The 24,865-nt window shown below is 72.5% G+C and carries 23 protein-coding genes; 14 read left to right on the forward strand and 9 right to left on the reverse strand.

What is annotated here, in order from left to right:
• The first annotated feature begins 60 nt into the window (after window positions 1-60).
• Window positions 61-1,086 (forward strand): alcohol dehydrogenase catalytic domain-containing protein, encoded by a 1,026-nt coding sequence (locus tag AB0G52_RS16720; protein ID WP_361337036.1) that lies wholly within the window; start codon window positions 61-63, stop codon window positions 1,084-1,086.
• Between the two features lie 24 nt (window positions 1,087-1,110).
• Here the strand turns inward: AB0G52_RS16720 and AB0G52_RS16725 are convergent, their stop codons facing one another.
• Window positions 1,111-2,841, reverse strand: a complete 1,731-nt coding sequence (locus tag AB0G52_RS16725) for a SpoIIE family protein phosphatase (RefSeq protein ID WP_132888052.1) — start codon at window positions 2,839-2,841, stop codon at window positions 1,111-1,113.
• 216 nt (window positions 2,842-3,057) lie between these two features.
• Here AB0G52_RS16725 and AB0G52_RS16730 point away from each other — a divergent pair, with 216 nt between their 5' ends.
• Window positions 3,058-7,155, forward strand: coding sequence for a bifunctional nitrate reductase/sulfite reductase flavoprotein subunit alpha (locus tag AB0G52_RS16730; RefSeq protein ID WP_361337038.1), 4,098 nt, complete (start codon window positions 3,058-3,060; stop codon window positions 7,153-7,155).
• Between the two features lie 82 nt (window positions 7,156-7,237).
• Here AB0G52_RS16730 and AB0G52_RS16735 read toward each other — a convergent pair whose 3' ends face one another.
• Window positions 7,238-7,795: an NADPH-dependent FMN reductase gene (locus tag AB0G52_RS16735; RefSeq protein ID WP_132888054.1), complete on the reverse strand. Its 558-nt coding sequence runs from the start codon at window positions 7,793-7,795 to the stop codon at window positions 7,238-7,240.
• Between the two features lie 102 nt (window positions 7,796-7,897).
• On the opposite strand from AB0G52_RS16735, the gene AB0G52_RS16740 reads away from it, so the two are divergent.
• The 3 genes from AB0G52_RS16740 to AB0G52_RS16750 all read left to right on the forward strand — a co-directional run bounded on the left by AB0G52_RS16740 (window position 7,898) and on the right by AB0G52_RS16750 (window position 11,301).
• Window positions 7,898-8,578 carry a TetR/AcrR family transcriptional regulator gene (locus AB0G52_RS16740; RefSeq protein WP_207921671.1) on the forward strand — a complete coding sequence of 227 codons (681 nt, stop codon included), beginning with the start codon at window positions 7,898-7,900 and terminating at the stop codon, window positions 8,576-8,578.
• Window positions 8,579-8,696: 118 nt separating this feature from the next.
• A complete protein-coding gene (locus tag AB0G52_RS16745; protein ID WP_132888055.1) occupies window positions 8,697-9,743 on the forward strand; it encodes a LacI family DNA-binding transcriptional regulator in 1,047 nt (348 codons plus the stop codon).
• Window positions 9,744-9,864: 121 nt separating this feature from the next.
• Window positions 9,865-11,301 (forward strand): aldehyde dehydrogenase family protein, encoded by a 1,437-nt coding sequence (locus tag AB0G52_RS16750; RefSeq protein WP_132888056.1) that lies wholly within the window; start codon window positions 9,865-9,867, stop codon window positions 11,299-11,301.
• Window positions 11,302-11,317: 16 nt separating this feature from the next.
• Here AB0G52_RS16750 and trxA read toward each other — a convergent pair whose 3' ends face one another.
• Window positions 11,318-11,698: a thioredoxin gene (gene trxA / locus AB0G52_RS16755; RefSeq protein WP_132888057.1), complete on the reverse strand. Its 381-nt coding sequence runs from the start codon at window positions 11,696-11,698 to the stop codon at window positions 11,318-11,320.
• 135 nt (window positions 11,699-11,833) lie between these two features.
• Here trxA and AB0G52_RS16760 point away from each other — a divergent pair, with 135 nt between their 5' ends.
• Complete coding sequence (locus tag AB0G52_RS16760; RefSeq protein WP_132888058.1) at window positions 11,834-13,261, forward strand: NAD(P)/FAD-dependent oxidoreductase; 1,428 nt, start codon at window positions 11,834-11,836, stop codon at window positions 13,259-13,261.
• Window positions 13,262-13,349: 88 nt separating this feature from the next.
• Here AB0G52_RS16760 and AB0G52_RS16765 read toward each other — a convergent pair whose 3' ends face one another.
• Window positions 13,350-13,994, reverse strand: a complete 645-nt coding sequence (locus AB0G52_RS16765; RefSeq protein WP_361337041.1) for a peptide deformylase — start codon at window positions 13,992-13,994, stop codon at window positions 13,350-13,352.
• Window positions 13,995-14,118: 124 nt separating this feature from the next.
• Between AB0G52_RS16765 and AB0G52_RS16770 the strand changes: the two genes are divergently transcribed.
• Window positions 14,119-15,567 carry a PepSY domain-containing protein gene (locus tag AB0G52_RS16770; RefSeq protein WP_132888060.1) on the forward strand — a complete coding sequence of 483 codons (1,449 nt, stop codon included), beginning with the start codon at window positions 14,119-14,121 and terminating at the stop codon, window positions 15,565-15,567.
• Between the two features lie 159 nt (window positions 15,568-15,726).
• Window positions 15,727-16,143, forward strand: coding sequence for a BlaI/MecI/CopY family transcriptional regulator (locus tag AB0G52_RS16775; protein WP_132888061.1), 417 nt, complete (start codon window positions 15,727-15,729; stop codon window positions 16,141-16,143).
• A gap of 81 nt (window positions 16,144-16,224) precedes the next feature.
• Here AB0G52_RS16775 and AB0G52_RS16780 read toward each other — a convergent pair whose 3' ends face one another.
• Both AB0G52_RS16780 and AB0G52_RS16785 read right to left on the reverse strand, forming a co-directional pair.
• Window positions 16,225-16,572, reverse strand: a complete 348-nt coding sequence (locus AB0G52_RS16780) for a tetratricopeptide repeat protein (RefSeq protein WP_361337043.1) — start codon at window positions 16,570-16,572, stop codon at window positions 16,225-16,227.
• Window positions 16,573-16,622: 50 nt separating this feature from the next.
• Entirely contained in the window at window positions 16,623-16,898 is a 276-nt protein-coding gene (locus AB0G52_RS16785) for a hypothetical protein (RefSeq protein ID WP_361337045.1), read from the reverse strand.
• Between the two features lie 197 nt (window positions 16,899-17,095).
• On the opposite strand from AB0G52_RS16785, the gene AB0G52_RS16790 reads away from it, so the two are divergent.
• The 3 genes from AB0G52_RS16790 (at window position 17,096) to AB0G52_RS16800 (ending at window position 18,957) form a co-directional block, all read left to right on the forward strand.
• A complete protein-coding gene (locus AB0G52_RS16790; RefSeq protein ID WP_361337047.1) occupies window positions 17,096-17,668 on the forward strand; it encodes a dihydrofolate reductase family protein in 573 nt (190 codons plus the stop codon).
• 50 nt (window positions 17,669-17,718) lie between these two features.
• Window positions 17,719-17,934: a hypothetical protein gene (locus AB0G52_RS16795; protein ID WP_132888064.1), complete on the forward strand. Its 216-nt coding sequence runs from the start codon at window positions 17,719-17,721 to the stop codon at window positions 17,932-17,934.
• 240 nt (window positions 17,935-18,174) lie between these two features.
• Complete coding sequence (locus tag AB0G52_RS16800) at window positions 18,175-18,957, forward strand: chitosanase (RefSeq protein ID WP_361337112.1); 783 nt, start codon at window positions 18,175-18,177, stop codon at window positions 18,955-18,957.
• Window positions 18,958-19,029: 72 nt separating this feature from the next.
• Here AB0G52_RS16800 and AB0G52_RS16805 read toward each other — a convergent pair whose 3' ends face one another.
• From AB0G52_RS16805 to AB0G52_RS16815, 3 genes are read right to left on the reverse strand one after another with little or no spacing between them, the layout of a single operon-like run.
• Window positions 19,030-19,836, reverse strand: coding sequence for an SAM-dependent methyltransferase (locus AB0G52_RS16805; RefSeq protein ID WP_361337114.1), 807 nt, complete (start codon window positions 19,834-19,836; stop codon window positions 19,030-19,032).
• A 35-nt stretch (window positions 19,837-19,871) separates the two neighbouring features.
• Window positions 19,872-20,132: a DUF397 domain-containing protein gene (locus AB0G52_RS16810; RefSeq protein ID WP_132888066.1), complete on the reverse strand. Its 261-nt coding sequence runs from the start codon at window positions 20,130-20,132 to the stop codon at window positions 19,872-19,874.
• Window positions 20,129-21,004, reverse strand: coding sequence for a Scr1 family TA system antitoxin-like transcriptional regulator (locus tag AB0G52_RS16815; protein WP_132888067.1), 876 nt, complete (start codon window positions 21,002-21,004; stop codon window positions 20,129-20,131). The genes AB0G52_RS16810 and AB0G52_RS16815 overlap by 4 nt, the downstream gene beginning before the upstream one ends.
• A 240-nt stretch (window positions 21,005-21,244) precedes the next feature.
• Between AB0G52_RS16815 and AB0G52_RS16820 the strand changes: the two genes are divergently transcribed.
• The 3 genes from AB0G52_RS16820 (at window position 21,245) to AB0G52_RS16830 (ending at window position 24,864) form a co-directional block, all read left to right on the forward strand.
• Window positions 21,245-21,685 (forward strand): ATP-binding protein, encoded by a 441-nt coding sequence (locus AB0G52_RS16820; RefSeq protein ID WP_132888068.1) that lies wholly within the window; start codon window positions 21,245-21,247, stop codon window positions 21,683-21,685.
• A gap of 88 nt (window positions 21,686-21,773) precedes the next feature.
• On the forward strand, window positions 21,774-22,049 hold the full coding sequence (locus tag AB0G52_RS16825) for a hypothetical protein (protein WP_361337050.1): 276 nt from the start codon (window positions 21,774-21,776) through the stop codon (window positions 22,047-22,049).
• A 241-nt stretch (window positions 22,050-22,290) separates the two neighbouring features.
• The gene (locus AB0G52_RS16830; RefSeq protein WP_361337052.1) at window positions 22,291-24,864 is read left to right on the forward strand and encodes a Pls/PosA family non-ribosomal peptide synthetase; all 2,574 of its coding nucleotides are present in this window, start codon (window positions 22,291-22,293) and stop codon (window positions 24,862-24,864) included.
• The last annotated feature ends 1 nt before the right edge of the window (window position 24,865 follow it).

Consider the following 24,865-nt stretch of genomic DNA (forward strand, 5'->3'; position numbering starts at 1 on the left):
TGGTGTGCTGGGGGAGGGGGGTCGCACCGTTTCCGTCGTACCCGCTCCGGGAGAGGCGTCATGAGTACCTACCGAGTCGCGCAGGTGTCCGCCGCGGGCGGGTCGTTCGAGATCGCCGAGCGGGAGGTGCCCCGGCCGGGACCGCGCCACGTGCGCATCGCGGTGGAGGCCTGCGGCATCTGCCACAGCGACACCCTCTTCGTGAACGCGGTCGTCCCGGGCATCACCTTCCCCGTGGTGCCCGGGCACGAGATCGCCGGGCGGATCGAGGAGATCGGCGAGGGCATCGAGGACTGGGGCTGGGCCGTCGGCGACCGGGTGGCGGTCGGCTGGTTCGGCGGCAGCTGCGGCCACTGCAAGCCCTGCCGGCAGGGCGACTTCGTCGTGTGCGAGACCATGAAGACGCCCGGCTGGGCCTACGACGGCGGCTTCGGCGCGAAGGTGGTCGCGCCGGTCGACGCCCTGGCCCGGATCCCCGACGGGCTGACCGCGGCCGACGCCGGACCCATGGCCTGCGCGGGCGTGACCACCTTCAACGGTCTCAGGCGCAGCCCCGCCGAACCCGGTGACCTGGTCGCCGTCGTCGGCCTCGGCGGGCTCGGCCACCTCGGCGTGAAGTACGCGGTGGCCATGGGCTTCGAGACGGTGGCCGTCGCCCGCGGCCCCGAGAAGGCCGACCTCGCCAAGCAGCTAGGCGCCCACCACTACGTCGACTCCACGGCCGGGACCTCCGTCGCGGAGGCCCTCCGGTCGCTCGGCGCCGCCAAGGTCGTCCTCGCCACCGCCGGCAACTCCCAGGCCATCTCGGCGGCCGTGGACGGGCTGGCACCGCGCGGTGAACTGGTGGTGATCGGCGCCGACCCCGAGCCCCTCGGCATCACCCCGTTCCACCTGATCATGCCCGGCCGGGTGGTCCGCGGCCACCCCTCCGGCACGGCGCAGGACGTGCAGGACACCATGGAGTTCAGCGCCCTGCACGGGATCCGCCCGACGACCGAGACCGTACCGCTGGAGCAGGCGGACGAGGCCTACCGGAAGATGCTCAGCGGGGCCGCGCGCTTCCGCATGGTGCTCACCCACGACTGAGCGCTCACCTACGAATGAGCGGGATCACGTGCGAACGGCGCGGGCCGCGAGCAGCGCGATGTCGTCCTCCGAACCGGCGGCGAGGCGGGTCAGGACGGTGTCGACGATCTCGTCCAGCGGATCGGTGGGGGACAACGGCAGCGTCGTCAGCCGCGCCAGACCGCGGTCGATGTCCTCCCCGCGCCGCTCCACCAGCCCGTCGGTGTACAGCAGCAGCACACCTCCGCGCTCCGGGGTGACCCGCTGCTCGTACCGGCCGAGCCCGCTGCCCAGCGGCGGGCCGACCGGCACCGGCACCAGCTGCATCGTGCCCTCGGGGGTGAGCCAGGCCGGCGGCAGGTGCCCGGCGCTCGCGTAGGTGAGCGTGGCGACGTCCGCGTCACCGAGCGCCAGGAAGCAGGTGGCCACCCGTTCGAAGCCGGAGTCGGCGACCATGCGGTCCGCGTGCTGGAGGATGTGGCGCGGCGCGAGCCCCGCCAGGGCCAGGGCGCGCAGCGTCGAACGGTAGTGGCTCATGGCCACCGCCGCGTCCACGCCGTGGCCCATCACGTCACCGATGACCAGCATCGTCCGGCCGCCTGGCAGCGCCACGACGTCGTACCAGTCACCGCCGATCAGCGAACCGTCGTCGGCCGGCCGGTAGCGCGCGGTCGTCTCCACACCGGCGTGCCGCTGCAACTGGCCCGGCTCGGAGAGCAGGGCGCGTTGCAGCTCCAGGGCCATGGTGTGCTCGCGCTGGAAGCGGACCGCCCGGTCCAGGGCGCGGGCCGCGCGTGCGGCGAGTTCGCGGGCCACCGTGGCGTCCTCGTTCGAGAACGGCGCCGACTCCCCGGCCCGGGCGAGCAGCAGGATGCCGAGCACCCGGCCGTCCGCGACCACCGGTGCCAGCAGCACCGAGTGGACGCCCGCGGCCAGGCAGGCCAGGGCGGGCGGCCAGCGCGGGACCAGCGACCGCCACTGCGCCCCGGTGATCGCGTTGCGCCGCCACACGCGGCCCGCCGCCAGGTTCCGCCGGGTGCCGGTGCCGCGCGGCCAGCCGACCAGCTCACCACGCGCGTCCAGCGCGGCCAGGCCCATGGCCAGCCCGGGACGCGTGGCGTACGCCACGAGCCGGGTCGGTGTCCGCCGTGCCGCCACGGTGTCCGGCGGGGTCAGCTCCACCCCGGCCGCGTCCGCCAGCTCAGGTACGACGAACTCGGCCAGCTCCCGGCAGGTCCCGGCGACATCGGTGCCGGTGCCGATCCGGGACGCGGCGGCGTCCAGCAGTGCCAGCCGCCGGTGGGCGCGCTCCAGCTCGTACACGTACTGCTGCGGCTCACTGATCTCCAGGCCCACCCCGGCGACCCCCACCACCCGGCCCGTGCTGTCCACGAGCCGGTGGTACACACAGCGCCACTCCCGGACCTGGTACGGCGAGTCCACCCAGGTCCGACCGGTGACGATCATCTCGCGCGGCCGTCCGTCGCGCAGGACGTCCCGCAGCACCTGCTCGGAGCGCTGGATGTGCGGCAGCACCTCGGACAGCCGGTGCCCGAGGTAGGCGGCGGCGGGCAGCCCCGTCATCCGCGCCATGTGCGGATTGACGTACAGGTAGCGCAGTTCGGTGTCGAGGACGGCGAAACCGGCGCCGGAGTCCTCGACGATGCCGCGCAGCATGTCGACGTAGGCGATACCGGAGGGCGGCGCGGCCGGTGCCGGGGAGGCGGCCGGCGCGGTGCCGGTGGCCGCTCGTCGTGAGGAGGTGTCCCTGTCCACCCGGTCCTCCTCGCCTACCCCCTCCCACGGCCGCCCTCATCGTCCATCAGGTCGCCGGGAGGCGCATCTCGTACGGGTCCGCTCACATCGTCGTACAGGGGTGTGTGCGGCGGGCTTAACCCCCGTCGATCGGGAGCGGTGACGCCCGCGTAACCGGCGGTCCCTACGGTCGAGCCCGAAACCGAAGAGGCCGACCAGCAGGAACAGGGGGCGCCCGTGGCCGCGCCGGACTCGCGCAGCACCGGCACCGACCGGGTGCGGACGGTCTGCTCGTACTGCGGGGTGGGCTGCGGCATCGTCCTGGACGTCGGCCGGGGCCCGGACGGCCGCCGTACCGTCCTCAAGGCGTCCGGGGACAAGGAGCACCCCGCGAACCTCGGGCGGCTGTGCACCAAGGGCGCCACCACCGCCGACATGCTCGCCGCGCCCGGCCGGCTGACCACCGCCCTGCTGCGGCCCGAGCGGGGCGAGGAGGCCGTGCCCACCGCCGTGGACGCGGCGGTCGCCGAGACCGCGCGGCGGCTGCGCGCGATCGTCGACGAGCACGGCCCGGACGCGGTCGCCCTCTACGTCTCGGGGCAGCTGAGCCTCGAAGCGCAGTACCTCGCGAACAAGCTCACCAAGGGTTATCTGCGCACCAACAACATCGAGTCGAACTCCCGGCTGTGCATGGCGAGCGCGGGCACCGGCTACAAGCTCTCCCTCGGCGCCGACGGCCCGCCCGGCTCGTACGAGGACCTCGACAGGGCGGACGTCTTCCTGGTCATCGGCTCCAACATGGCCGACTGCCACCCCGTCCTCTTCCTGCGGCTGATGGACCGGGTGAAGGCGGGCGCGAAGCTGATCGTCGTCGACCCGCGCCGCACCGCCACCGCCGCCAAGGCCGACCTCTTCCTCCAGGTCAGACCCGGCACCGACCTCGCCCTCCTGAACGGCCTGCTGCACCTCCTGCACGCGAACGGGCACACCGACCCGGACTTCGTCGCCGCGTACACCGAGGGCTGGGAGGCGATGCCGGAGTTCCTGGCCGACTACCCGCCCGCCGCCGTCGCCGAGATCACCGGCGTCCCGGAGGCCGACCTGCGCACGGCGGCCCGGCTGATCGGCGAGGCGGGGGAGTGGACCAGCTGCTGGACCATGGGGCTCAACCAGTCCACGCACGGCACCTGGAACACCAACGCCCTGATCAACCTGCACCTCGCGACCGGGAAGATCTGCCGTCCGGGCAGCGGCCCGTTCTCGCTGACCGGGCAGCCCAACGCCATGGGCGGCCGGGAGATGGGGTACATGGGCCCCGGGCTGCCCGGCCAGCGGTCGGTCCTGGTGGACGCCGACCGCGCCTTCGTCGAGGAGGTCTGGGGCCTCGAACCCGGCACGATCCGCGCCGACGGCGTCGGCAGGGGCACCGTCGACATGTTCCGGAAGACGGCCGACGGCGAGATCAAGGCCTGCTGGATCATCTGCACCAACCCGGTCGCCTCCGTCGGCAACCGCAGGACCGTCATCGAGGGCCTGGAGGCCGCCGAGTTCGTCGTCACCCAGGACGTCTTCGCCGACACCGAGACCAACGCCTACGCCGACGTGGTCCTGCCCGGCGCCCTGTGGACGGAGACCGAGGGCGTCCTCGTCAACAGCGAACGCAACCTCACCCTCGCCCGGCCCGCCGCCGACCCCCCGGGGGAGGCCGTCGCCGACTGGCGGCTGATCGCGGCGGTCGCCCGTGCGATGGGCTACGAGGACGGCTTCCGCTACGACAGCGCGGAGGAGATCTTCGAGGAGATCAAGCGCTTCCACAACCCGGGGACCGGCTACGACCTGCGGGGCGTGACCTACGACCGGCTCCGCGCGGGCCCCGTCCAGTGGCCCGCCGCCCCCGGCGGCCCCGACCGCAACCCCGTCCGGTACGTCGCCGCCGACGGGTCCCTCACCTTCCCCACCGCCTCCGGTCGCGCCGTCTTCCACGCCCGCCCGCACCTGGCACCCGCCGAGATGCCCGACGACGACTACCCGTTCGTCCTGAACACCGGACGGCTCCAGCACCAGTGGCACACGCTCACCAAGACCGCGAAGGTGGCCAAGCTGAACAAGCTCGACCCGGGCCCCTTCGTGGAGATCCACCCCGCGGACGCGAGCGCCCTCGGCATCGCCGGAGGCGACTCCGTCGAGGTGGCCTCGCGGCGCGGCCGGGCGGTGCTGCCGGCGGTCGTCACCGACCGGGTGCGGCCCGGCTCCTGCTTCGCGCCCTTCCACTGGAACGACCTGTTCGGCGAGTACCTCAGCGTCAACGCGGTGACCAGCGACGCCGTCGACCCGCTGTCCTTCCAGCCCGAGTTGAAGGTGTGCGCGGTCTCGCTGACCAAGGTGTCCACCCCGGTGACCGTGCAGGCGCCGGGCACCGAGCGGACCCCCGCCACCGTCCTCGCGCCCACGGCCGTACCGCCCGCCGCCGCCTCGGTCTTCGGGCTGGCCCCCGCCCCGCCGCCGGTCCTCACCGAGACCGAACGGCACTACCTGGCCGGATTCCTCGCGGGCATCCCGGTGGGCTCCCCCGGCGTCCCCGTGCTGCCGCCCGACGCGCCCTTCAGCCCCGAGCACGCCCTGTGGGTCAACGGCACCCTCGCCGGCATGTACTCCCGCTCGCCGGCGCCCGCCGACCCGGCGCCCGCACCGGCCACCCGCCAGGTGGTGATCCTGTGGGCCTCGCAGACCGGCAACGCCGAGGACTTCGCCGCGACCACCGCCGAGCGGCTCACCTCCCGCGGCCACACCGCCTCCCTCGTCGCCATGGACGAGGCCGACCCGGCCGCCCTGCCGAGCGGCGCGGACCTGCTGCTGATCACCAGTACCTTCGGCGACGGCGACGCCCCCGACAACGGCGCCGGCTTCTGGGACGGCCTGGCCGCCCTCGACGCCGGCCGCCTCACCGGACGCCGGTTCGCCGTCCTGGCCTTCGGTGACTCCAGCTACGACGACTTCTGCGGGCACGGACGACGCCTGGACCGCCGGATGGACGAACTCGGCGCAGTCCGGCTCGCCCCGCGCACCGACTGCGAACCCGACTACGAGCCGCAGGCGGAGGCCTGGCTCGACCAGGTGCTCACGGCACTCAAGGACGCGCCCACGTCGTCCCCCACGCCCACGTCTTCCTCCGCGCCCGCGGGTGGCGCCCCGTCCGCGCCGGCCGGGTCCCGGCGCCCCGCCCCCGCCGCCGCCCGCCTCGTCGGCAACCGGCTGCTCAGCCTGCCCGGCGCCGGGAAGGAGGTCCGCAGGTTCACCTTCGACATCGGCGACAGCGCGACCCCGCTCGGGTACGAGGCGGGCGACGCGCTGAGCGTGCGGCCCCGCAACTCGGCCGCCCTCGTGCAGGAGTGGCTGGACGTCACCGGACTCGACGCCGCGACCGCCGTGGAGATCGACGGGGTCGGCGAAACACCCCTCTCCGAAGCGCTGCTGCGGCACCTTGACATCACCCGGATCACCCCCGGCCTGTTGCGCTTCGTCGCCGACCGCGCCCGTGACCCGCGCGAGCTGCGGAAACTGCTGCGCCCCGACAACAAGGACGAGCTGGCCAAGTGGTCCTGGGGGCGGCAGGCGGTCGACGTCGTCGCCGAGTTCGGGATCAGGGCCGGTGCCGGGGACTGGGCGGGCGTCCTCGGCAGGCTGCAACCGCGGCTGTACTCCATCTCCTCCAGCCCGCTGACCGACCCCCGCCAGGTCTCGCTCACCGTCTCCGTGGTCCGCTACGAGAACCTGCGCGGCACGCCCCGGCAGGGAGTCTGCTCCCCGTTCCTCGCCGACGCCGAGCCCGGCACACCGGTCCCGGTGCACGTCCAGCGCTCCCCGCACTTCAAGCCGCCCGCCGACCCGGCGACCCCCATGGTGATGGTCGGCCCCGGCACCGGCGTGGCGCCCTTCCTCGGCTTCCTGGAGGAGCGCCGGGCCCGCGGTCACCGGGCACCCAACTGGCTCTTCTTCGGCGAACAGCACCGGGCCACCGACTTCTACTACGAGGAGGAGCTCACGGCGCTGCGCGCGGAGGGCACCCTGAGCCGCCTCGACACCGCCTTCTCCCGCGACCAGCGCGCCAAGGTCTACGTCCAGGACCGGATGCGCGAGCACGGCCCGCACCTGTGGTCCTGGCTCCAGGACGGCGCCCACTTCTACGTCTGCGGCGACGCCTCCCGGATGGCCAAGGACGTCGACCGCGCCCTGCGGGACATCGCGGCCGTGCACGGCGGACTCACCGAGGACGAGGCGACGGCGTACGTCAAACAACTGGCAGCGGAGAAGCGTTACGTCCGGGACGTGTACTGACCGTGGCCGCGCAGCTCACCTCCGGCCGGTGGCACGCGCAGGGGCCGGAGCTCGGCTCCGGCCCCTGCGTGCGGCACGCGTGTCAGGCGGCCACGCCCACGGTGCCGTGCAGGCGCGCGACGACCTCGGTGAGCTGCGCGGCCACCTCGGCGTCGTCGGCCGGGTGGGTCTCGGCGAAGCGGACCACGGAGCCGGGGATGGACAGCTTGACGTCCTCCAGCACCTTGCCACCGGCGATGCCGACGGCCTTGCGGGTCTCGTCCTGCGCCCACACGCCGCCGAACTGGCCGAAGGCGGTGCCGACGACGGCGACCGGCTTGCCGCCGAAGGCGCCGGCGCCGTACGGGCGGGACAGCCAGTCGATGGCGTTCTTCAGGACGGCCGGGATGGTGCCGTTGTACTCGGGAGAGAAGAACAGGAACGCGTCGGCGGCCTGGGCGGCCTCGCGCAGCTTCGTGGCGGCGGCCGGGACGCTGCCCTCGACGTCGATGTCCTCGTTGTAGAACGGGATGTCGGCGAGGCCCTCGAAGACCTCGACCTCGGCACCCTCGGGGGCGAGCTTGACGGCCGCCTCGGCGAGCTGGCGGTTGTGCGAACCGGCGCGGAGGCTGCCGACGAGAGCAAGGATGCGGACAGACATGGGGGAACTCCAAGGGGGCTGAAACACTGCTGTCACAAAACCGGACCAAGGTCCGGTTAATTTCTAACACCCCAAACGGACCACGGTCCAGTTATGTTCCCGATGCTTTACGCTGTCTTCATGTCCAGCGTCCTGCCGCCCTTCCCGCAGCCCCAGGAGCCCTTCGACACCCCCGAGTTGCTCGAAGTGGGGCCCGCCCCGGAAGAGCCCTGCCTGCGCGCGGACGCGGCCCGCAACCGCGCCCGGCTGCTGGAGGCCGCCGCCCGGCTGATCGCGGAGCACGGCGTGGCCGGCGTCACCATGGAGGCCGTGGCCGCGGCCGCCGAGGTGGGCAAGGGCACGGTCTTCCGGCGCTTCGGCGACCGCACCGGACTGCTGATGGCGCTGCTCGACCATTCCTCACGGCAGCTCCAGGCGGACTTCCTCGGCGGCCCGCCGCCCCTGGGCCCCGGCGCCCCGCCGGTGGACCGGCTGCGGGCGTTCGGCATCGCCGTGCTGTACCGCACGGCCGAGCAGCTGGACCTCAGGCTGGCCGCCGAGCAGGAGCCCACCCGGCGCTACTCGCACCCCTCGCTGCGGGCCCTGCGCATCCACGTCATGATGCTGCTGCGGCAGATCCAGCCGGACGCCGACTGCGAACTGCTCGCCCAGACACTGCTCGGCTACCTGGACCCCGCCCAGATACACCATCTGACCAGGCAGTGCGGGATGCCGATGGAGCGTCTGGAGGCCGGTTGGACCGACCTGGTCGCCCGGGTCACCCGCACGGACCCGCCCCGCTGACCGCCGCCGCCCCCGGGCCGCCGCGCACCGGCCTGCCCGGCCCGGTGGACGGCGCCCCGTTCGTCCAACGGTGAATCATCTCGCCCCGCGCGTCCCCCCGCGGGGGCCTTCTGCCACTATGCCGTACGTCATGGTGCAGATACCGAAACCGCCCTCGGCGGCGTCGCCGACACCGCGCTCGGTCCCCACGAGCGCCGATGTGGCCCGCCTGGCCGGCGTCTCCCGCGCGACCGTCTCCTACGTCCTCAACAACACCAGAGCAGTCCGGATCAGCGAACCCACCCGCCGCCGGGTCCACCAGGCCGCGAAGGAACTCGGGTACGTCCCCCACGCGGCCGCCCGCACCCTGCGCGCCGGCCACAGCCGCATGGTCCTGATGCCCGCCCCCGCCATCCCCGTGGGCCCGCTGTACGGCCAGTTCATCAACGATCTCCAGTGGGCCCTCAGCCGCCTCGACTACACGGTCGTCCAGTACGGCACCGCGGGGGTCCACGGCGACGAAGCCGCCCGCTCCTGGGCCGAGTTGAGGCCGGTGGCGGTACTGGTGCCCGGCTCGGGACTCGGCCCGGAGGGGGTCGCGGTCCTCAAGCGCTCCGGCGCCCGGGCCGTGGTGACCCTCGGCCCCGAACGCGTCCACGGCGCCCACGCCCTGCTGATGGACCACGGCGTCGTGGGCCACTGCGCCGGCACCCACCTCTACGCCCGCGGCCGGCGGCGGATCGGCGTGATCGTCCCGGACGACGCCGGTCTGGACACCTTCTCCCGGCCCCGGCTCGAAGGCGTCCGCCAGGCCCTGCGGGGCACCGACGCGACGGTGACCGAACTGCCGCTCGGCTACACCGAGCGCTCGGCGGCCGCGCTCGCCGCCAGATGGCCGGAGCTGGGCATCGACGCGGTGTTCGCCTACAACGACGAGTACGCCATGCTGTTCATGCGCGCCCTGCAGGACGCGGGCGTGCGCATCCCCGACGAGACGGCCGTGGTCGGCGCCGACGACCTGATGCTCGGCCGGCTGCTGCGCCCCCGCCTCTCCACGGTCCACATCGACCTGCCGTCCGGCCGGGAACTCGCCGAACTGGTCGACCGCGTGGTGCGCGACCGAGGCGACGAGCCCGAGACGCACAGGGTCCTCGGCGCCTCGGTGGTGCGGCGCGAGTCCAGCTGATGGACCACCCTGGTCGGGGGCGGTGCGTTTCCGTGCCCCCGCACTAGGATGTTGCGCGCTCAACCAACGGTCCGCGGACGTCGTGGGCCGCGCCACCCCGGCGAACGAACGGAGAGCCGTCATGCCGTTGCTCGACCCGAAGGCCTGGCAGGCGAGCGCCCTGTCCGGCGCGCAGTACGACGTCACCGAGCCCGCCACCGGCGACACCCTCGGCACGGTCACCCTCGCCGCCCCCGCCGACGTCTCCCCGGCGGCCACGGCCGCCCACGCCGGGCACCGTGACTGGGCCCGCGCACCGCACTTCGTGCGCGCCGGGGTCCTGCGCAGGGCGGGCGACCTGTTCACGGAGCACGCCGCCGAACTGCGCGAGTGGATCGTCCGCGAGTCCGGCTCCGTACCGGGCAAGGCCGACTTCGAACTGCACGTCGCCGCCCAGGAGTGCTACGAGGCCGCCGCCCTCGCCTCCCGGCCGGCCGGCCAGGTACTGCCCAGCGAGGCGCCGAGGCTGTCGTACACCCGCCGGGTGCCGGTCGGCGTGGTCGGGGTGATCGCCCCGTTCAACGCGCCGCTGATCCTCTCCATCCGCTCGGTCGCGCCCGCCCTCGCCCTCGGCAACGGCGTGGTGCTCAAGCCGGATCCGCGCACCGCCGTCTGCGGCGGTCTCTCGCTCGCCGCGGTGTTCGCCGAGGCCGGGCTGCCGGAGGGGCTGCTGCACGTGCTGCCCGGCGGCGCGGACGTCGGTGCGGCGCTGGTGGCGGACCCCCGGGTGCCGGTGATCTCCTTCACCGGCTCCACGGCGGCCGGTCGCGCGGTCGGCGAGGCCGCAGGCCGTCACCTCAAGCGTGCCCATCTCGAACTCGGCGGCAACTCCGCCCTGATCGTCCTGGAGGACGCCGACCTCGACGCGGTGATCTCCACGGCCGCCTGGGGGTCCTTCTTCCATCAGGGCCAGATCTGCATGACCACCGGACGGCACCTGGTGCACAGCTCGCTGGCCGAGGAGTACGTCGAACGCCTCGCCGCCAAGGCCGACTCCCTCGCCGTCGGCGACCCGCACCGCGAGCAGGTCCACCTCGGCCCGATCATCGACGCCGCCCAACTCGCCAAGATCCACGGCCTGGTGGAGTCGAGCACCGCCCAGGGCGCGCGACTGGCGGCCGGCGGCACCCACGAGCACCTCTTCTACCGGCCCACGGTCCTGGCGGGCGTCGACGACAGCACGCCCGCCTACGCCGAGGAGGTCTTCGGACCGGTCGCGCCCGTCCGCGCCTTCGCCGACGCGGAGGAGGCCGCCGCCCTCGCGGCCGACAGCTCCTACGGACTCTCGCTCGGCATCGTCACCCGCGACACGGCCCGCGGCCTGGACCTCGCGGAGCGCATCCCGACCGGCATCGTCCACATCAACGACCAGACCGTGAACGACGAGGCGGTGGCCCCCTTCGGCGGAGTCGCCGCGTCCGGCACCGGAGCCCGGTTCGGCGGCGACGCCAACCTGGAGGCGTTCACGGACGTGCGGTGGACGACCGTACGCGGCGACGTGGCGCCCTACCCCTTCTGACTTCCGTCAGAGGCCGTCACTCACCCTGGGCGCCGCCCTGCTGTGCGGCGATGCTCTTGCGGACCTCGTCCATGTCGAGCTTGCGGGCCTGACCGATGACGTCCGCCAGGGCCGCCTCCGGCAGGGCGCCCGGCTGGGCGAACACGGCGACCTGGTCGCGGACGATCATCAGGGTCGGGATCGACTGGATGTCGAAGGCCTGCGCCAGCTCCGGCTGCGCCTCGGTGTCGACCTTGGCGAACACCAGGTCGGGGTTGGCCTGCGCCGCCTTCTCGTAGACCGGGGCGAACATCCGGCACGGGCCGCACCACGACGCCCAGAAGTCGATGAGGACGAACTCGTTCTCGGTGACCGTCTGGTCGAAGTTCTCCTTGGTGAGCTCCACGGTGCTGCTCATGTGTGCTTCCCTCTTCCTGATGTGGGGGCGCCCCGGTGCGGGGCGGAACCGCTCGCCACAACATGCCCGGCCGGGCGGGTATTCCGGCCGCCTACCCATGTGGCCCGAGCGCACACCACCCGCGAGACTGACCCCATGACGGAAACGGAATCCATCGCATACGACGTCGTGGTGCTCGGGGCCGGCCCCGTGGGGGAGAACGTGGCCGGCCGCACCCGTGCGGCCGGTCTCTCCACCGCGGTCGTGGAGGGCGAACTCGTCGGCGGCGAATGCTCGTACTGGGCCTGTATGCCCAGCAAGGCCCTGCTGCGGCCGGTCATCGCCCAGGCCGACGCCCGCCGCCTGCCCGGCCTCGCCCAGGCGGTCCAGGGCCCCCTCGACACCCCGGCGGTCCTCGCCCGCCGCAACTACTTCACCTCGAACTGGAAGGACGACGGCCAGGTCGCCTGGCTGGACGGCATCGGGGCCGACCTGTACCGCGGCCACGGCCGGCTCGCCGGACCCCGTACGGTCACCGTGACCGGACCCGACGGCACCGTGACCACGCTGACCGCCCGGCACGCCGTGGCCGTCGCCACCGGCACCCGCGCCCAGCTGCCCGGACTGCCGGGGCTCGCCGAGGTCAGGCCCTGGACCAGCCGCGAGGCCACCAGCGCCCAGGAGGCACCCGGCCGGCTGATCGTGGTCGGCGGCGGTGTCGTGGCCACCGAGATGGCCACCGCCTGGCAGGCCCTGGGCTCCCGGGTCACCCTCCTGGTGCGCGGCAAGGGCCTGCTCAACCGGATGGAGCCGTTCGCCGGGGAACTCGTCGCCGAGGCGCTCGCGGAAGCCGGCGTCGACGTCCGCACCGGGACCTCCGTCGCGTCGGTGACCCGCGAGAACGGCACCGTGGTCGCCGTGACCGACGCGGGGGACCGTGTCGAGGCCGACGAGATCCTGTTCGCCACCGGACGCATCCCGGCCACCGACGACATCGGACTCGACACCGTCGGCCTCGCGCCGGGCTCCTGGCTGTCGGTCGACGACACCCTGCTGGTCGAGGGCACCGACTGGCTCTACGCCGTGGGGGACGTCAACCACCGGGCACTCCTCACCCACCAGGGCAAGTACCAGGCCCGGATCGCGGGCGACACCATCGCCGCGCGCGCCGCGGGCACGGGGCTGCCGGACGGACCGTGGAGTGCGCACGCGGCCACCGCCGACCACCACGCCGTACCGCAGGTCGTCTTCACCGACCCCGAGGCGGCGGCCGTCGGACTCTCCCTCGCCGAGGCGGAGCAGGCGGGGCACCGGGTCCGGGCCGTCGACGTCGAGTTCTCGTCCGTGGCCGGAGCGGGACTGTACGCCGAGGGGTACAAGGGCCGCGCCCGGATGGTCGTCGACCTCGACGAGGAGATCCTGCGCGGGGTCACCTTCGTGGGGCCGGGGGTCGGCGAGCTGATCCACTCCGCGACGATCGCCGTGGCCGGACAGGTCCCGGTCAGCCGCCTGTGGCACGCGGTCCCGTCCTACCCGACGCTGAGCGAGGTGTGGCTGCGCCTCCTGGAGGCGTACCGCGGCTGAGACCGAGGGGGCCGTGCCGCACGTCGCGGTGCGGCCCCCGCGTCCCGCGAGGTGCCGGCGGTCCGTCTTCTGCCGGGGAGTGGGCGGTCTACGGCAGGTCGAACCCCAGTGCCTCGGCCGCCGTCGCCGGAGTCGGTTCGGCCCAGCGCCGCGCCAGCTCCTCGTTCGAGGACAGCGAGCGCAGCTCCGCCCGGTCCAGGTACAGCGTGCCGTCGAGGTGGTCGGTCTCGTGCTGGACGATGCGAGCCGGCCACCCCGTGAAGACCTCGTCCACCGGATGCCCGTGTTCGTCCGCGCCGGTCAGCCGCACGCTCGCCGCCCGGGCCACCACCGCCTGCCAGCCCGGCACGCTCAGGCACCCCTCGAAGAACGCGGCGCGGACGGCGCCGACCGGCTCGTAGACCGGGTTGACCAGCACCCGGAACGGCTGCGGGACCCGGCCGCGGGCGACGGCCACCTCCTGCGGCACCGGCGCCGGATCCTCGATGACGGCGATCCGCAGCGGCACCCCCACCTGGGGCGCGGCCAGCCCTACGCCCGGTGCCGCGTGCATGGTGACGCGCAGCGCCTCGACGAACCGTGCCAGCAGTGCCGGGGCCAACTGGCCGTCGTACCGCTCGGTTCCGCGCCGCAGGACCGGGTCGCCGGCCGCGACGATGGGCAACGGGCCGCCGACGGCGAGGAGTTCCTCGACCCGTTCGGCAAGGGGTGCGCGATCACTGGGAGATGCCATCGCGCCAGCATGCCACGCCGAGCCGTGTGACACGGGTCACTTCGACCGCCTGGAACCCGCTCCGGTCCCGCTCCGACTACTGGACCGTCCCCACCCCGCACACCCGGTCCCGGAGAAGCCCACGATGCCCAGCGCCCCCTCGACCTCCCCCCGCTCCGGCTCCGCTGCGTCGGGGGGACCCCCGCCGGACGGGCCCCCGGGGCCCACGGCCCCGGCCGCGTCCCCGAGCCGCTGGGCCCCGCTGCACCCCCTCGTCCTGCGCCTGCACTTCTACGCCGGCGTCCTGGTCGCTCCCTTCCTGCTCGTCGCCGCCACCACCGGCCTGCTGTACGCGTTCTCCTTCCAGGCCGAGAAGTTCGTGTACGCCCACGAGCTGACCGTCCCGGTGGGCAGCACCGAGCTGCCGATCTCACAGCAGGTCGCCGCCGCCCGCACGGCCCACCCCGAGGGCACCGTCTCCGCGATATGGCCGTCCCCCGAGGCGGGCGCGACCACCAGGGTGCTGCTCTCGGGCGTCCCCGGCGTCGGCGCGGACCACACCCTCGCGGTGTTCGTCGACCCGTACACCGGCAAGGTGCGCGGCGCTCTCGAACAGTACGGCTCCACCGGCGCGCTCCCGCTGCGCACCTGGATCGACGAACTCCACCGCGATCTGCACCTCGGCGACACCGGCAGGCTCTACAGCGAGTTCGCGGCGAGCTGGCTGTGGGTGGTCTCGGGCGGCGGCCTGGTGCTGTGGTTCTCCAGGCGGCGGGCGCTGCGCACGGTGCGCGGCACCAGCGGGCGGCGGCGCACCCTCGGGCTGCACGGCACCGTCGGCGTCTGGGCCGCGGCCGGTTTCGTCTTCCTGTCGGCGACCGGCCTGACCTGGTCCACCTACGCCGGCGCCAACATCGACCAACTGCGCACCTCCCTCGGCCAGGCCACCCCCTCCGTCTCGGCGGTCGCGAGCGGCGGCGAACACGCGGGCCACGACACGGCCTCCGCCACCGGCGGCGGCGCCGAGCACGGCGTCGGCCTGGACAGGGTGGTCGCCGCGGCCCGCGCCGAGGGCCTCGGCAACCCCGTCGAGATCGTGCCGCCCGCCGACGCGAACAGCGCCTACGTCGTCCGTCAGGTCCAGCGCAGCTGGCCCGAGAAGCAGGACGCGGTCGCCGTCGACCCGGGCACCGGCGAGGTGACCGACGTCCTGCGCTTCGACGACTACCCGGTGCTCGCCAAGCTCACCCGCTGGGGCATCGACCTGCACACCGGCATCCTTTTCGGCCTCGTCAACCAGCTGGCCCTCGCCCTGCTCGCCCTCGCCCTGGTCCTGCTGATCCTGTGGGGCTACCGCATGTGGTGGCAGCGCGGCCGCGGCTCCGCCTTCGGCCGGCCGATCCCGCGCGGGGCGTGGGCGGAGGTCCCGCCCTGCCTCCTGGTGCCGGCGATGGCGGTGATCGCGGTGCTCGGCTACTTCGTGCCCCTGCTGGGCGTCCCGCTCGCCGCCTTCCTCGCCGTCGACATCGTGCTCGGCGAGCTCGCGCACCGGCGCGGGCAGCGGACCTACGGGGGCGGGCCCCGCGTCAAGTAGCGTGGTCGCAGACGTTGACAGCGCGGCGGCGAGCCTGCCGGGCAGGCGGGGCGGTGTCCTCGGGCCGTGCGAGCCCCGGAGGCATGGACTCCGCCCGCCTGCGGGCCACCGGCTCCGGCGTCCCGGTGACGGCGGCGCCCGGAAAGGGGTGACGGGACCATGGGCCGGACCCGGCGCGGGCAGGGGGAGCTGGAGGGCCAGGTGCTCGGCGCGCTCAGGGAGGCCGGAGGTCCCGTCACGGCGGCCTGGGTGCGGGAGCGGCTCGGCGGCGACCTCGCCCACACCACCGTGGTGACGATCCTGACCCGGCTGCTCGCCAAGGACGTCGTCGCCCGCGAGCGGCAGGGCCGGTCCTTCGTGTGGACGCCGACCGCCGACGTGGCCCGGCTCGCCGCCCTGCGGATGCGCCGCCTGCTCGACGGCGAACAGGACCGGGAGGCCGTCCTCGCCAGCTTCGTCACCGCCCTGCCGCCCGGCGACGAACAGATCCTGCGGGCCCTCCTGGGCGCCGCCGGACCGCCCCGACCGAACCCTCGCCGCGGCACCCGCGCGCCCCACGACGACACCGCGACCTGACCGCCCCGACCCCGTCACGGATGCCGAAGGGCCCCTCGGACACGCCGGTCCGGGGGCCCTTCGGTGATCAGTCACGGTCACTCACTCCTGCGGGAAGTCCCCGGCCAGCGCCGAGGCGATCCGCAGGTGCGGCTCCGCCTCCGTGTGCCGGGCCTGCCGCTGGAGGGTGCGGCCCAGCATCAGCCGGGCGTAGTGCTCCACCGGGTCCCGCTCGATGATCGTGCGCAACTCCGCCTCGGCGCGGCTCAGCTGGGCGGAGTGGTAGTAGGAGCGCGCCAGCAGCAGCCGGGGGCCGGTCTGCTCCGGCACCTCCTCGACCAGCCCCGCGAGCACCCGCGCGGCGCCGGCGTAGTCCTTGGCGTTGAAGAACAGCTGCGCCCGCTCCCAGCGCTCCGCCGCGGTTCCCTGGTCGTAGTACGTGGTGTCCACTCGTGACCTCCTTCGAGGGCACCAACGGACAGAGGTTGTTGAAAATTCCACTATGCGACGGGGCCCGGGAACCGGCCGGCCGTGGGGGCTCCCGCGCGGGGGTGCCGGCGGTGGGCCGCGCCGCCCGCCATGACGGCCAGCGCCAGGCAGAAGATCAACGCCAGCGCCAGACCGGCACAGAAGATCGCCAGCGGGCCCAGGGTGGCGATGTGGTGGTCGAGTACGGACACCGTGTAGCCCGGGCCGCCGGACAGGTTGCCGGCGATGGCCAGGGCGACGAAGGCGACGGTGGCCGCGAGCAGGAGCAGTCCGAGAAGAAGCAGCATCCCAGTCATCTCCTTCGGGAAATGGTTCTGCCGCGTCGAGTACCTGCGGTGCGGCGGATTACACGGCCCCCGGCCCCGGCCGGTTCCCGCATCGCCTCAGCCGACAATTTCGATTTCCTTGACAATTTTTCTTGTCGGTCAGATCCTGGAGCTGCGAAGCCAGCTCCCCACGGACACCGGACGGCGAGGAAATCCCGATGCGTACCCTGATCAGCACTGCCTTCATCTCGCTCGACGGCGTCGTCGAGGCCCCGGGCGGCGAGCCCGGCTACCGGAACTCCGGCTGGACCTTCAAGCACGTGGAGTTCGTGCCCGAGGCCTTCGAGATCAAGGGCCGTGAGCAGGAGGAGTCGACCGCCATGCTGCTCGGCCGGGTCAGCTATGAGGCGTTCAGCCCGGTCTGGCCCGGCATGCCGGAGTTCGCGCACTACCGGACGGTGCCGAAGTACGTCGTCTCCACCACCCTCGCCGAGGGCGACCTGGTCTCCGACTGGGGCGAGACCACGATCCTGCGCTCGCTCGCCGAGGTCGCCGCCCTCAAGGAGACCGACGGCGGCCCGATCATCGTGCACGGCAGTGCCGAGCTGAACCGCGCGCTGTCCGACGTCGGCCTGATCGACCGCTACCACCTGCTCGTCTTCCCGCTGCTGCTCGGCGCGGGCAAGCGGTTGTTCAGCGCCGCCGACAAGGACGCCCAGCGGCTGCGGCTGGTGGAGCACGAGGTCTACTCCAACGGCCTCCAGAAGAACGTCTTCGACGTGATCCGCTGACCCGGCCAGCGCGCCGCATGATCTCCGTCCCGAAAGGGCATTCGGACACCATGGGAGGCGCGCCTGTGATCGTGCAGCCGCCGGGCCCCGACGGTGGCCGGCGGGTCAGCATCCGCGGGGAGTACGTCGGTACCGCGCACCACCTGCTCGACGTGGTCGAGTTCCTGCGTCGGGCGGGCCTGCCCGAGGCCAGTACGACGGTCGACGACCCCGAGCTGATCGAGTGGCAGGGCATCGGGCCGAGCGCCTGGACGGCCGCGGACTGAGCCGCACGCGCCCCGGGAGACCCCGTGGGCTGCCCCGGGGGTGCCCGGAGTCGCCCCGGAGTTGTTCGACCCTACGAACTTCTGTGTGACGGGTACACAACATCGGCCATCACTGATAGGAAACCTTCCTATCGATGAGTGTCGATGACCGACCCCTCACCCCCCGCAGGAGCCCCCGTGAGGCATCCGAACCACGCCACGACCAACCCCGTCCTGACCTCCCGCCGGGCGCTGCTCGCGATGCTCGGCGCCGCCACCGCCGGAGCCGTGCTGCTGCGCCCCGCACACGCATCCGCCGCCGTCGCCGCGAGCTGTGCCGGCCTGGACGACCCGGCGAAGAAGGAGATCGCCATGAAACTGGTGTCGAGTGCGGAGAACTCCTCGCTCGACTGGAAGGCGCAGTACAAGTACATCGAGGACATCGGCGACGGCCGCGGCTACACCGCCGGGATCATCGGCTTCTGCTCCGGCACCGGTGACATGCTCGACCTCGTCCAGCTCTACACCGACCGCAAGCCCGGCAACGTCCTGGCCAAGTACCTCCCGGCCCTGCGCCGGGTGAACGGCAGCGACTCGCACGCGGGCCTGGACCCGAACTTCCCCGCCGACTGGCGCAAGGCCGCCCAGGACAGCGCCTTCCAGCAGGCGCAGAACGACGAGCGCGACCGCGTGTACTTCAACCCGGCCGTCCAGCAGGGCAAGACCGACGGCCTGGGCACGCTCGGGCAGTTCACCTACTACGACGCCATCGTCATGCACGGCGACGGCGACGACCCCACCAGCTTCCGCAACATCCGCAAGCGCGCCCTCGGCCACGCCAAGCCGCCGGCCCAGGGCGGCAACGAGACGACGTATCTCAACGCCTTCCTCGACGCCCGCGTCTGGGCCATGAAGCAGGAGGAGGCGCACAGCGACACCACCCGGGTCGACACCGAGCAGCGGGTTTTCCTGCGCAACGGCAACCTGTGCCTCGACACCCCGCTGAACTGGAAGGTGTACGGCGACAGCTACCACATCGGCTGACACCCCCGGGCTGTCGTACCGCACCCCCATGCGGTACGACAGCCCAGGGGCCCTTCCCCCCTCGCAGTGGTCCTACGGCTTGATGCCCACCCCGGTCCACAGGCTGACCTCCGCGTCGGTGGCGGTCGGCTCGGTGTCCGGGCGCCAGCGGTGGCCCACCGAGACGCCGGGGTCGAGCAGGTCGAGCCCGGCGAAGAACCGCGTCACGTCCGCGCGCGAGCGGAACTGCACGGGCGTGCCGGCGCTGTTGTAGATGTCGGTGACCTTCTGCCAGGTCGCGGGGTCGAAGTCGGGCGTGCAGTGGCTCAGCGCCAGCGCGCTGCCCGAAGGGAGGACGTCCAGCAGCCGGCTCACGATGCCGTACGGGTCCTGCGCGTCCGTCACGAAGTGCATCAGGGCGTTGAGGGACAGCGCCACCGGCTGCCCGAGGTCCAGGATCTCCGCGAGTTCGGGGGCGTCGAGCAGCGTCTGCGGGTCGTTGACGTCCGCCTCTATGTACGTCGTCCGGCCCTCCGCCGTGCTGCGCATCAGCCGCTCGGCGTACTTGAGGACCAGCGGGTCGTTGTCGGCGTACACCACCCGTGCGTCGGGGACCACGGACTGGGCGACCTGGTGCAGGTTGGGCTCGGTGGGGATGCCGGTGCCGATGTCGAGCCACTGCCGGATGCCGTGCTCGCGGGCGAGGACACGGGTGGCGCGGTGCATGAAGGCACGGTTCTCCCGGGCGCAGACGAAGATGCCCGGGTAGGCGGCCGCCACCGTCTCGGCCGCCACCTTGTCGACGTCGAAGTGGTCCTTGCCGCCCAGGTAGTAGTCGTACATGCGGGCGGAGTGGGGCCTGCTGGTGTCGATGTCCCGCGCCGCGGGCGAGTTGCTCATCATGAACCTTTCCAGGGGGTTGCGAGGGGGAGGGGTCAGCCGGTGGTCAAGTGGTCTGCGAGGCCCCGTTTGACCCCCGCGACGAACGCGGTGATCTCCTCCGGGGTGTAGATCAGCGCGGGCCCCGCGGGATCGGTCGACTGCCGCAGCGCGATCCTGCCGTCGGCGAGCTGCTTCGTCTGCACGCACTGGCCGCCGTTGGGGCCGCTCCAGGGCGACTCCCAGCCCTGCTCGCCGAGGTCCGATGCGGGCATGCCGTTGTACACGTCGTGGGCGCTGCCGTCGATGATGGTCATGAGTACTCCTTGCGCATGCGGTTCAGGAGCGCCCTGCTCTGCGCGTCGGAAGTGAGCAGGGACATGCGGTTGTGCGCCTCCAGGTGCGCCACGACGTCGGAGCGCTGGTCCAGGTACATCGCGCCGGAGAGGATCTCGCTGTAGACGACGTCCGGCAGTTCGGGCTCCGCGAACCGGAAGTAGGTGAACGGGGCGCACGCGCCCATGTGGGCGCCGGCGGTGAACGGGACGACGTCGACGCTGACGTGCTTCAGTTCGGAGACCTCCAGGAGCCGTTCGATCTGCTCCCGCATCACCTCGGGGCCGCCGACCACCCGGTGCAGGACGGCCTCCTCCATCACCACCCACAGGGTGGGCGCGTCGGGCCGCTCCAGCAGGGCCTGTCTGCGCAGCCGCAGATTCACCCGCCGTGCCAGGTCCTCGTCGCTCTCGTGGGGAAAGCCGCCGCTGAGCACGTGGCGTGCGTAGGCGTGGGTCTGCAGCAGCCCCGTGACGTACTGCGGCTCGTAGGTGCGCAGCGTCGACGCCCCGGTCTCCAGGCTCACGTAGGCGCTGAACCAGGTGGGCAGTACGTCACGGTACGTGTGCCACCAGCCGGGCTCGTTGGCCCGCTCGGCGAAGGCGACGAACTCGTCCAGCTCCTGCCGGTCGGCACCGTAGGTCTGGAGCAGCTTCTCGACGTACAGGGGCTTGAGGGCGACCTCCGCCTTCTCCAGGCGGCGGATGGTCAGCGGGGTGACCCGAAGCGCCCGCGCGGCGTCCTCCAGTGACACACCGGCGCCCTGGCGCCGCTCCTGGAGCCTGCGGCCCAGGATCATGCGCAGAACGGTGGGCGCACTGGCGCTGCCCGCGTTCGAACGGCCTTCGCTCACGCCCTTACCTCCTGAGGATCCGTCACCACACCGAGTGTGACAGGCACTTGGTGCAGCGACCAGACCGATACCGGCATTCTGAAATTATCAGGGAGTCGGTTGCAGCCTGAACTCGGATGCGCGCATAGTTACTTGAGTCAGTCGCGTCCACTGCACGGGCAACGCCCCGCTCCCGTGCGGACGTCGCTGCGCACTGCCCGCTCCTCGCCGCGCACCCCCGCCTTACGGAAGGCAGCCACCGTGTCCCCCCACACGATCTCCCCCCGTGACCTGCTGGACATCGCCGCTCCCGATCGGGCGCACTGGATCGAGTTGCCCTCGCACCGCTCCAGCGTCAGGGTCGCCCGCCGCTCCATGAGGACCCGCCTGAGCGACTGGGGGCTGTCGCGGGAACTCTGCGAGAACGCGGTGCTGCTCGTGTCCGAACTGGCCACCAACGCCGTCATCCACACGCTCAGTGTGCGGATCCTGTGCGGCATGGGCCTGGTGTCCGAGGGGTGCCTGCGGCTGGAGGTCCACGACCACGACTACTCGCGCCGGAGCCTGCCCCGCCGTGAGCCCGGTCCCGACGACGAGGGCGGCCGGGGGCTGCTCCTCGTCGAGCAGCTCGCCGACTCCTGGGGCGTCGACCGGTCGCGGCTCACCAGCGGCCACGCGGTGTGGGCGACACTGACGGCCTGACGCCGGGCCGCCCTGGCTCCGAACCGGGCACGGCGAAGAAGGACTTGGCGATTTCACGGCACGCGCGCCGCTGCATATGATCTTGGTCGTGACTGTGCAGAACTCTGACAAGACGCTTTCCCGCAAGCAGCGGCTCCAGGAGAAGCAGCGCCGCCAGCTGACGGTGGTGGACACCGTGGACAAGGCCGAGGGCAAGCTCCGCAAGGCGGAGGCCGAACTGGCGGTCGCCGTCGCCGAGGCGGTGCAGGTGTTCGGTGACGAGCGCGCCGCCTCCGAGGGCCTCGACATGCCCGTGGAGGCCATCCGCCGGTTCGTCGCCATCGCGGCGGCCGAGACCGCCGCCACGGACGCCACCGCCGTGTGAGGCGACGCGCCGGCGCCGGACGACCCCGGCGCCGACGCGTGGCGGGCACCGCCCGGGGGGCCGCCGATCGGGTGATTCGCGCGTTCCCCGTGCGGGCGGGAAAGCAGGGAAATACAGGCCTGACGGCTCCTTCGCGGCACCCTCTCCCCTCACCGTGACAAGTGGCAGGCAAAGCCGCTATCCGGACAAACTGAATCCGCCGGTTCGTGATCAGGAACATTGACGTTCTTCAGGAGATCGCATGGTGGAGCAGTCCTCCGAGGTCGTGTCGGAGCCGGACGAACCTGCCGTCGCCCTGACCGACACGCGCCCCGGCCCAGCCCCGATCGAGCAGCGCCTCGCGCAGGCCCTGGCGGGCCTCCTCGACACCGGGCACGTCCCCGTCGACGGCCACTTCTTCACCGACCTGGGCGCCAACTCCCTGGTCATGGCCCAGTTCTGCGCGCGCGTACGCAAGCAGCCGGACATGCCGTCGCCGACCATGAAGGACATCTACCGGCACCCCACCATCCGGAGCCTGGCAGCCGCTCTCGGCGCGACCGCGCCCACCGACGCGCCACCGGCCCCGCCGGCCCCCGAGCCGGCCCCGGACCCCGGCCCGCGCCACAAGCGCTGGGACCACCTGCTGTGCGGAACCCTCCAGCTGCTGGCCTTCCTCGGCTACTCCCTCGTCTCCGGATACGTCACCGCCACCGGCTACGAGTGGATAGCCACCGGCAAGGGCCTCGCCGACGTCTACCTGCGGTCGCTGCTCTTCGGAGGCGCCGCGTTCGCGGCGCTGTGCGCGTTCCCCATCGCCGCGAAATGGCTCCTCGTCGGCCGCTGGCGACCCGCCGAGTTCCCCGTCTGGAGCCTGACGTACCTGCGCTTCTGGCTCGTCAAGGTACTGATCCACGCCAACCCCATGGTCTTCCTCACCGGGACCCCGCTGTACGTGCTGTACCTGCGGGCCCTCGGCGCCCGGATCGGCAAGGGCGTCACGATCCTCACCCACTCCGTCCCGGTCTGCACCGACCTGCTGACGATCGGCGCGGGCACCGTCATCCGCAAGGACACCTTCCTCCTCGGCTACCGGGCGCGCGCGGGACACATCCAGACCGGCCGGATCACCCTCGGCACGGACGTCTTCGTCGGCGAGAAGACCGTCCTCGACATCGACACGGCGATGGGCCACGGAGCCCAGCTCGGTCACTCGTCCGCGCTGCACCGCGGCCAGACCGTCCCGGACGGCGAGCACTGGCACGGCTCACCCGCGGAGCCGACGGCGACCGACTACGTCAGGGTCGCACCGGCCGACTGCGGCACCGCGCGCCGCTTCTGGTTCGGCCTGAGCACCCTGGTGCAGCTGTTCGTCCTGTACATCCCGCTGGCCGTCGGCGGCATCTACATGCTGTTCACCCAGATCCCGGCGATCGGCAAGCGCCTCGACCCGACCACGACCGCGCTGTCCTGGCCGGAACTGCTCTCCGACGCCCTGCTGCTCTCCCTCGCCCTGTTCTTCGGGTTCGTCGTCCTCGGACTGCTGGCCCTGTACACGCTCCCGCGCCTGCTCGGCCTGGTCGTCAGGCCCGACCGGACCTACCCGCTCTACGGACCCCACTACGCGCTGCACCGTGCCACGGCCCGGATGACGAACGTCAAGTTCTTCGCCTGGCTCTTCGGCGACAGCTCCTACATCGTGTTCTACCTCCGCGGTCTCGGATACGACCTGTCCCAGGTCGAGCAGACCGGGTCGAACTTCGGTACCGAGGTGCAGCACGAGACACCCCTGCTGGTCACCGTCGGCAGCGGCACGATGGTGGCCGACGGCCTCTCCATCCTCAACGCCGACTTCTCCAGCACGTCCTTCCGGCTGTCGAGGGTCTCGATCGGACCGCACAACTTCCTGGGCAACAACATCGCCTACCCGGCGGGCGGCCGGACGGGCGACAACTGCCTGCTCGCGACCAAGGTGATGATCCCCCTCGACGGCGAGGTCCGGGAAGGCGTCGGACTGCTCGGCTCCCCGTGCTTCGAGATCCCCCGCTCGGTGGACCGCGACACCCGCTTCGACCACTTCAGGACCGGCGACACCCTGCGACGCCGGCTCGCCGCGAAGAACCGCTACAACCTGCGCTCGATGGCCCTCATGCTGTTCGTGCGCTGGCTGCACACCTTCTGGCTCACCCTGTTCGGCCTCGCCTCCGTGGACCTGTACGGCGTGCTCGGCCATGTGGTGATCGCCGGGTACCTGGCGTTCACGCTCGTCTTCTCCACCGCGTACTACATCCTCGTGGAGCGCTACCTCGCCTCCTTCCGGGCGCTGCGCCCCCGGCTGTGCTCCATCTACGAACCGTACTTCTGGTGGCACGAGCGGCTGTGGAAGGTACCCGACCACTTCCTCAACATCTTCAACGGCACCCCCTACAAGAGCCTGGTGTGGCGGCTGCTCGGCGTGCGCATCGGCAGCAGGGTCTTCGACGACGGCTGCTACCTGACCGAGCGGACCCTCACCACCATCGGCGACGAGTGCACCCTCAACGCCGGCAGCAAGATCCAGTGCCACTCCCAGGAGGACGGCACCTTCAAGTCCGACGGCACCACCCTGGGCGCCCGCTGCACGCTGGGCGTCGCCGCCCACGTGCACTACGGCGTGACCATGGGCGACGGCTCCGTACTGGCACCCGACGCCTTCCTGATGAAGGGCGAGGAAGTCCCCCCGAACGCCCGGTGGGGCGGCAATCCCGCGGTCGACATGCCCGAGACCGACAGCCGGCCCGCCGGCCCGGGCCGGGCGACGCCGACCACCGACGCCGCCGCGGCGACCGTGAGTTGAG

It is taken from the genome of Streptomyces sp. NPDC021562, assembly GCF_040640875.1.
GTDB lineage: Bacteria > Actinomycetota > Actinomycetes > Streptomycetales > Streptomycetaceae > Streptomyces.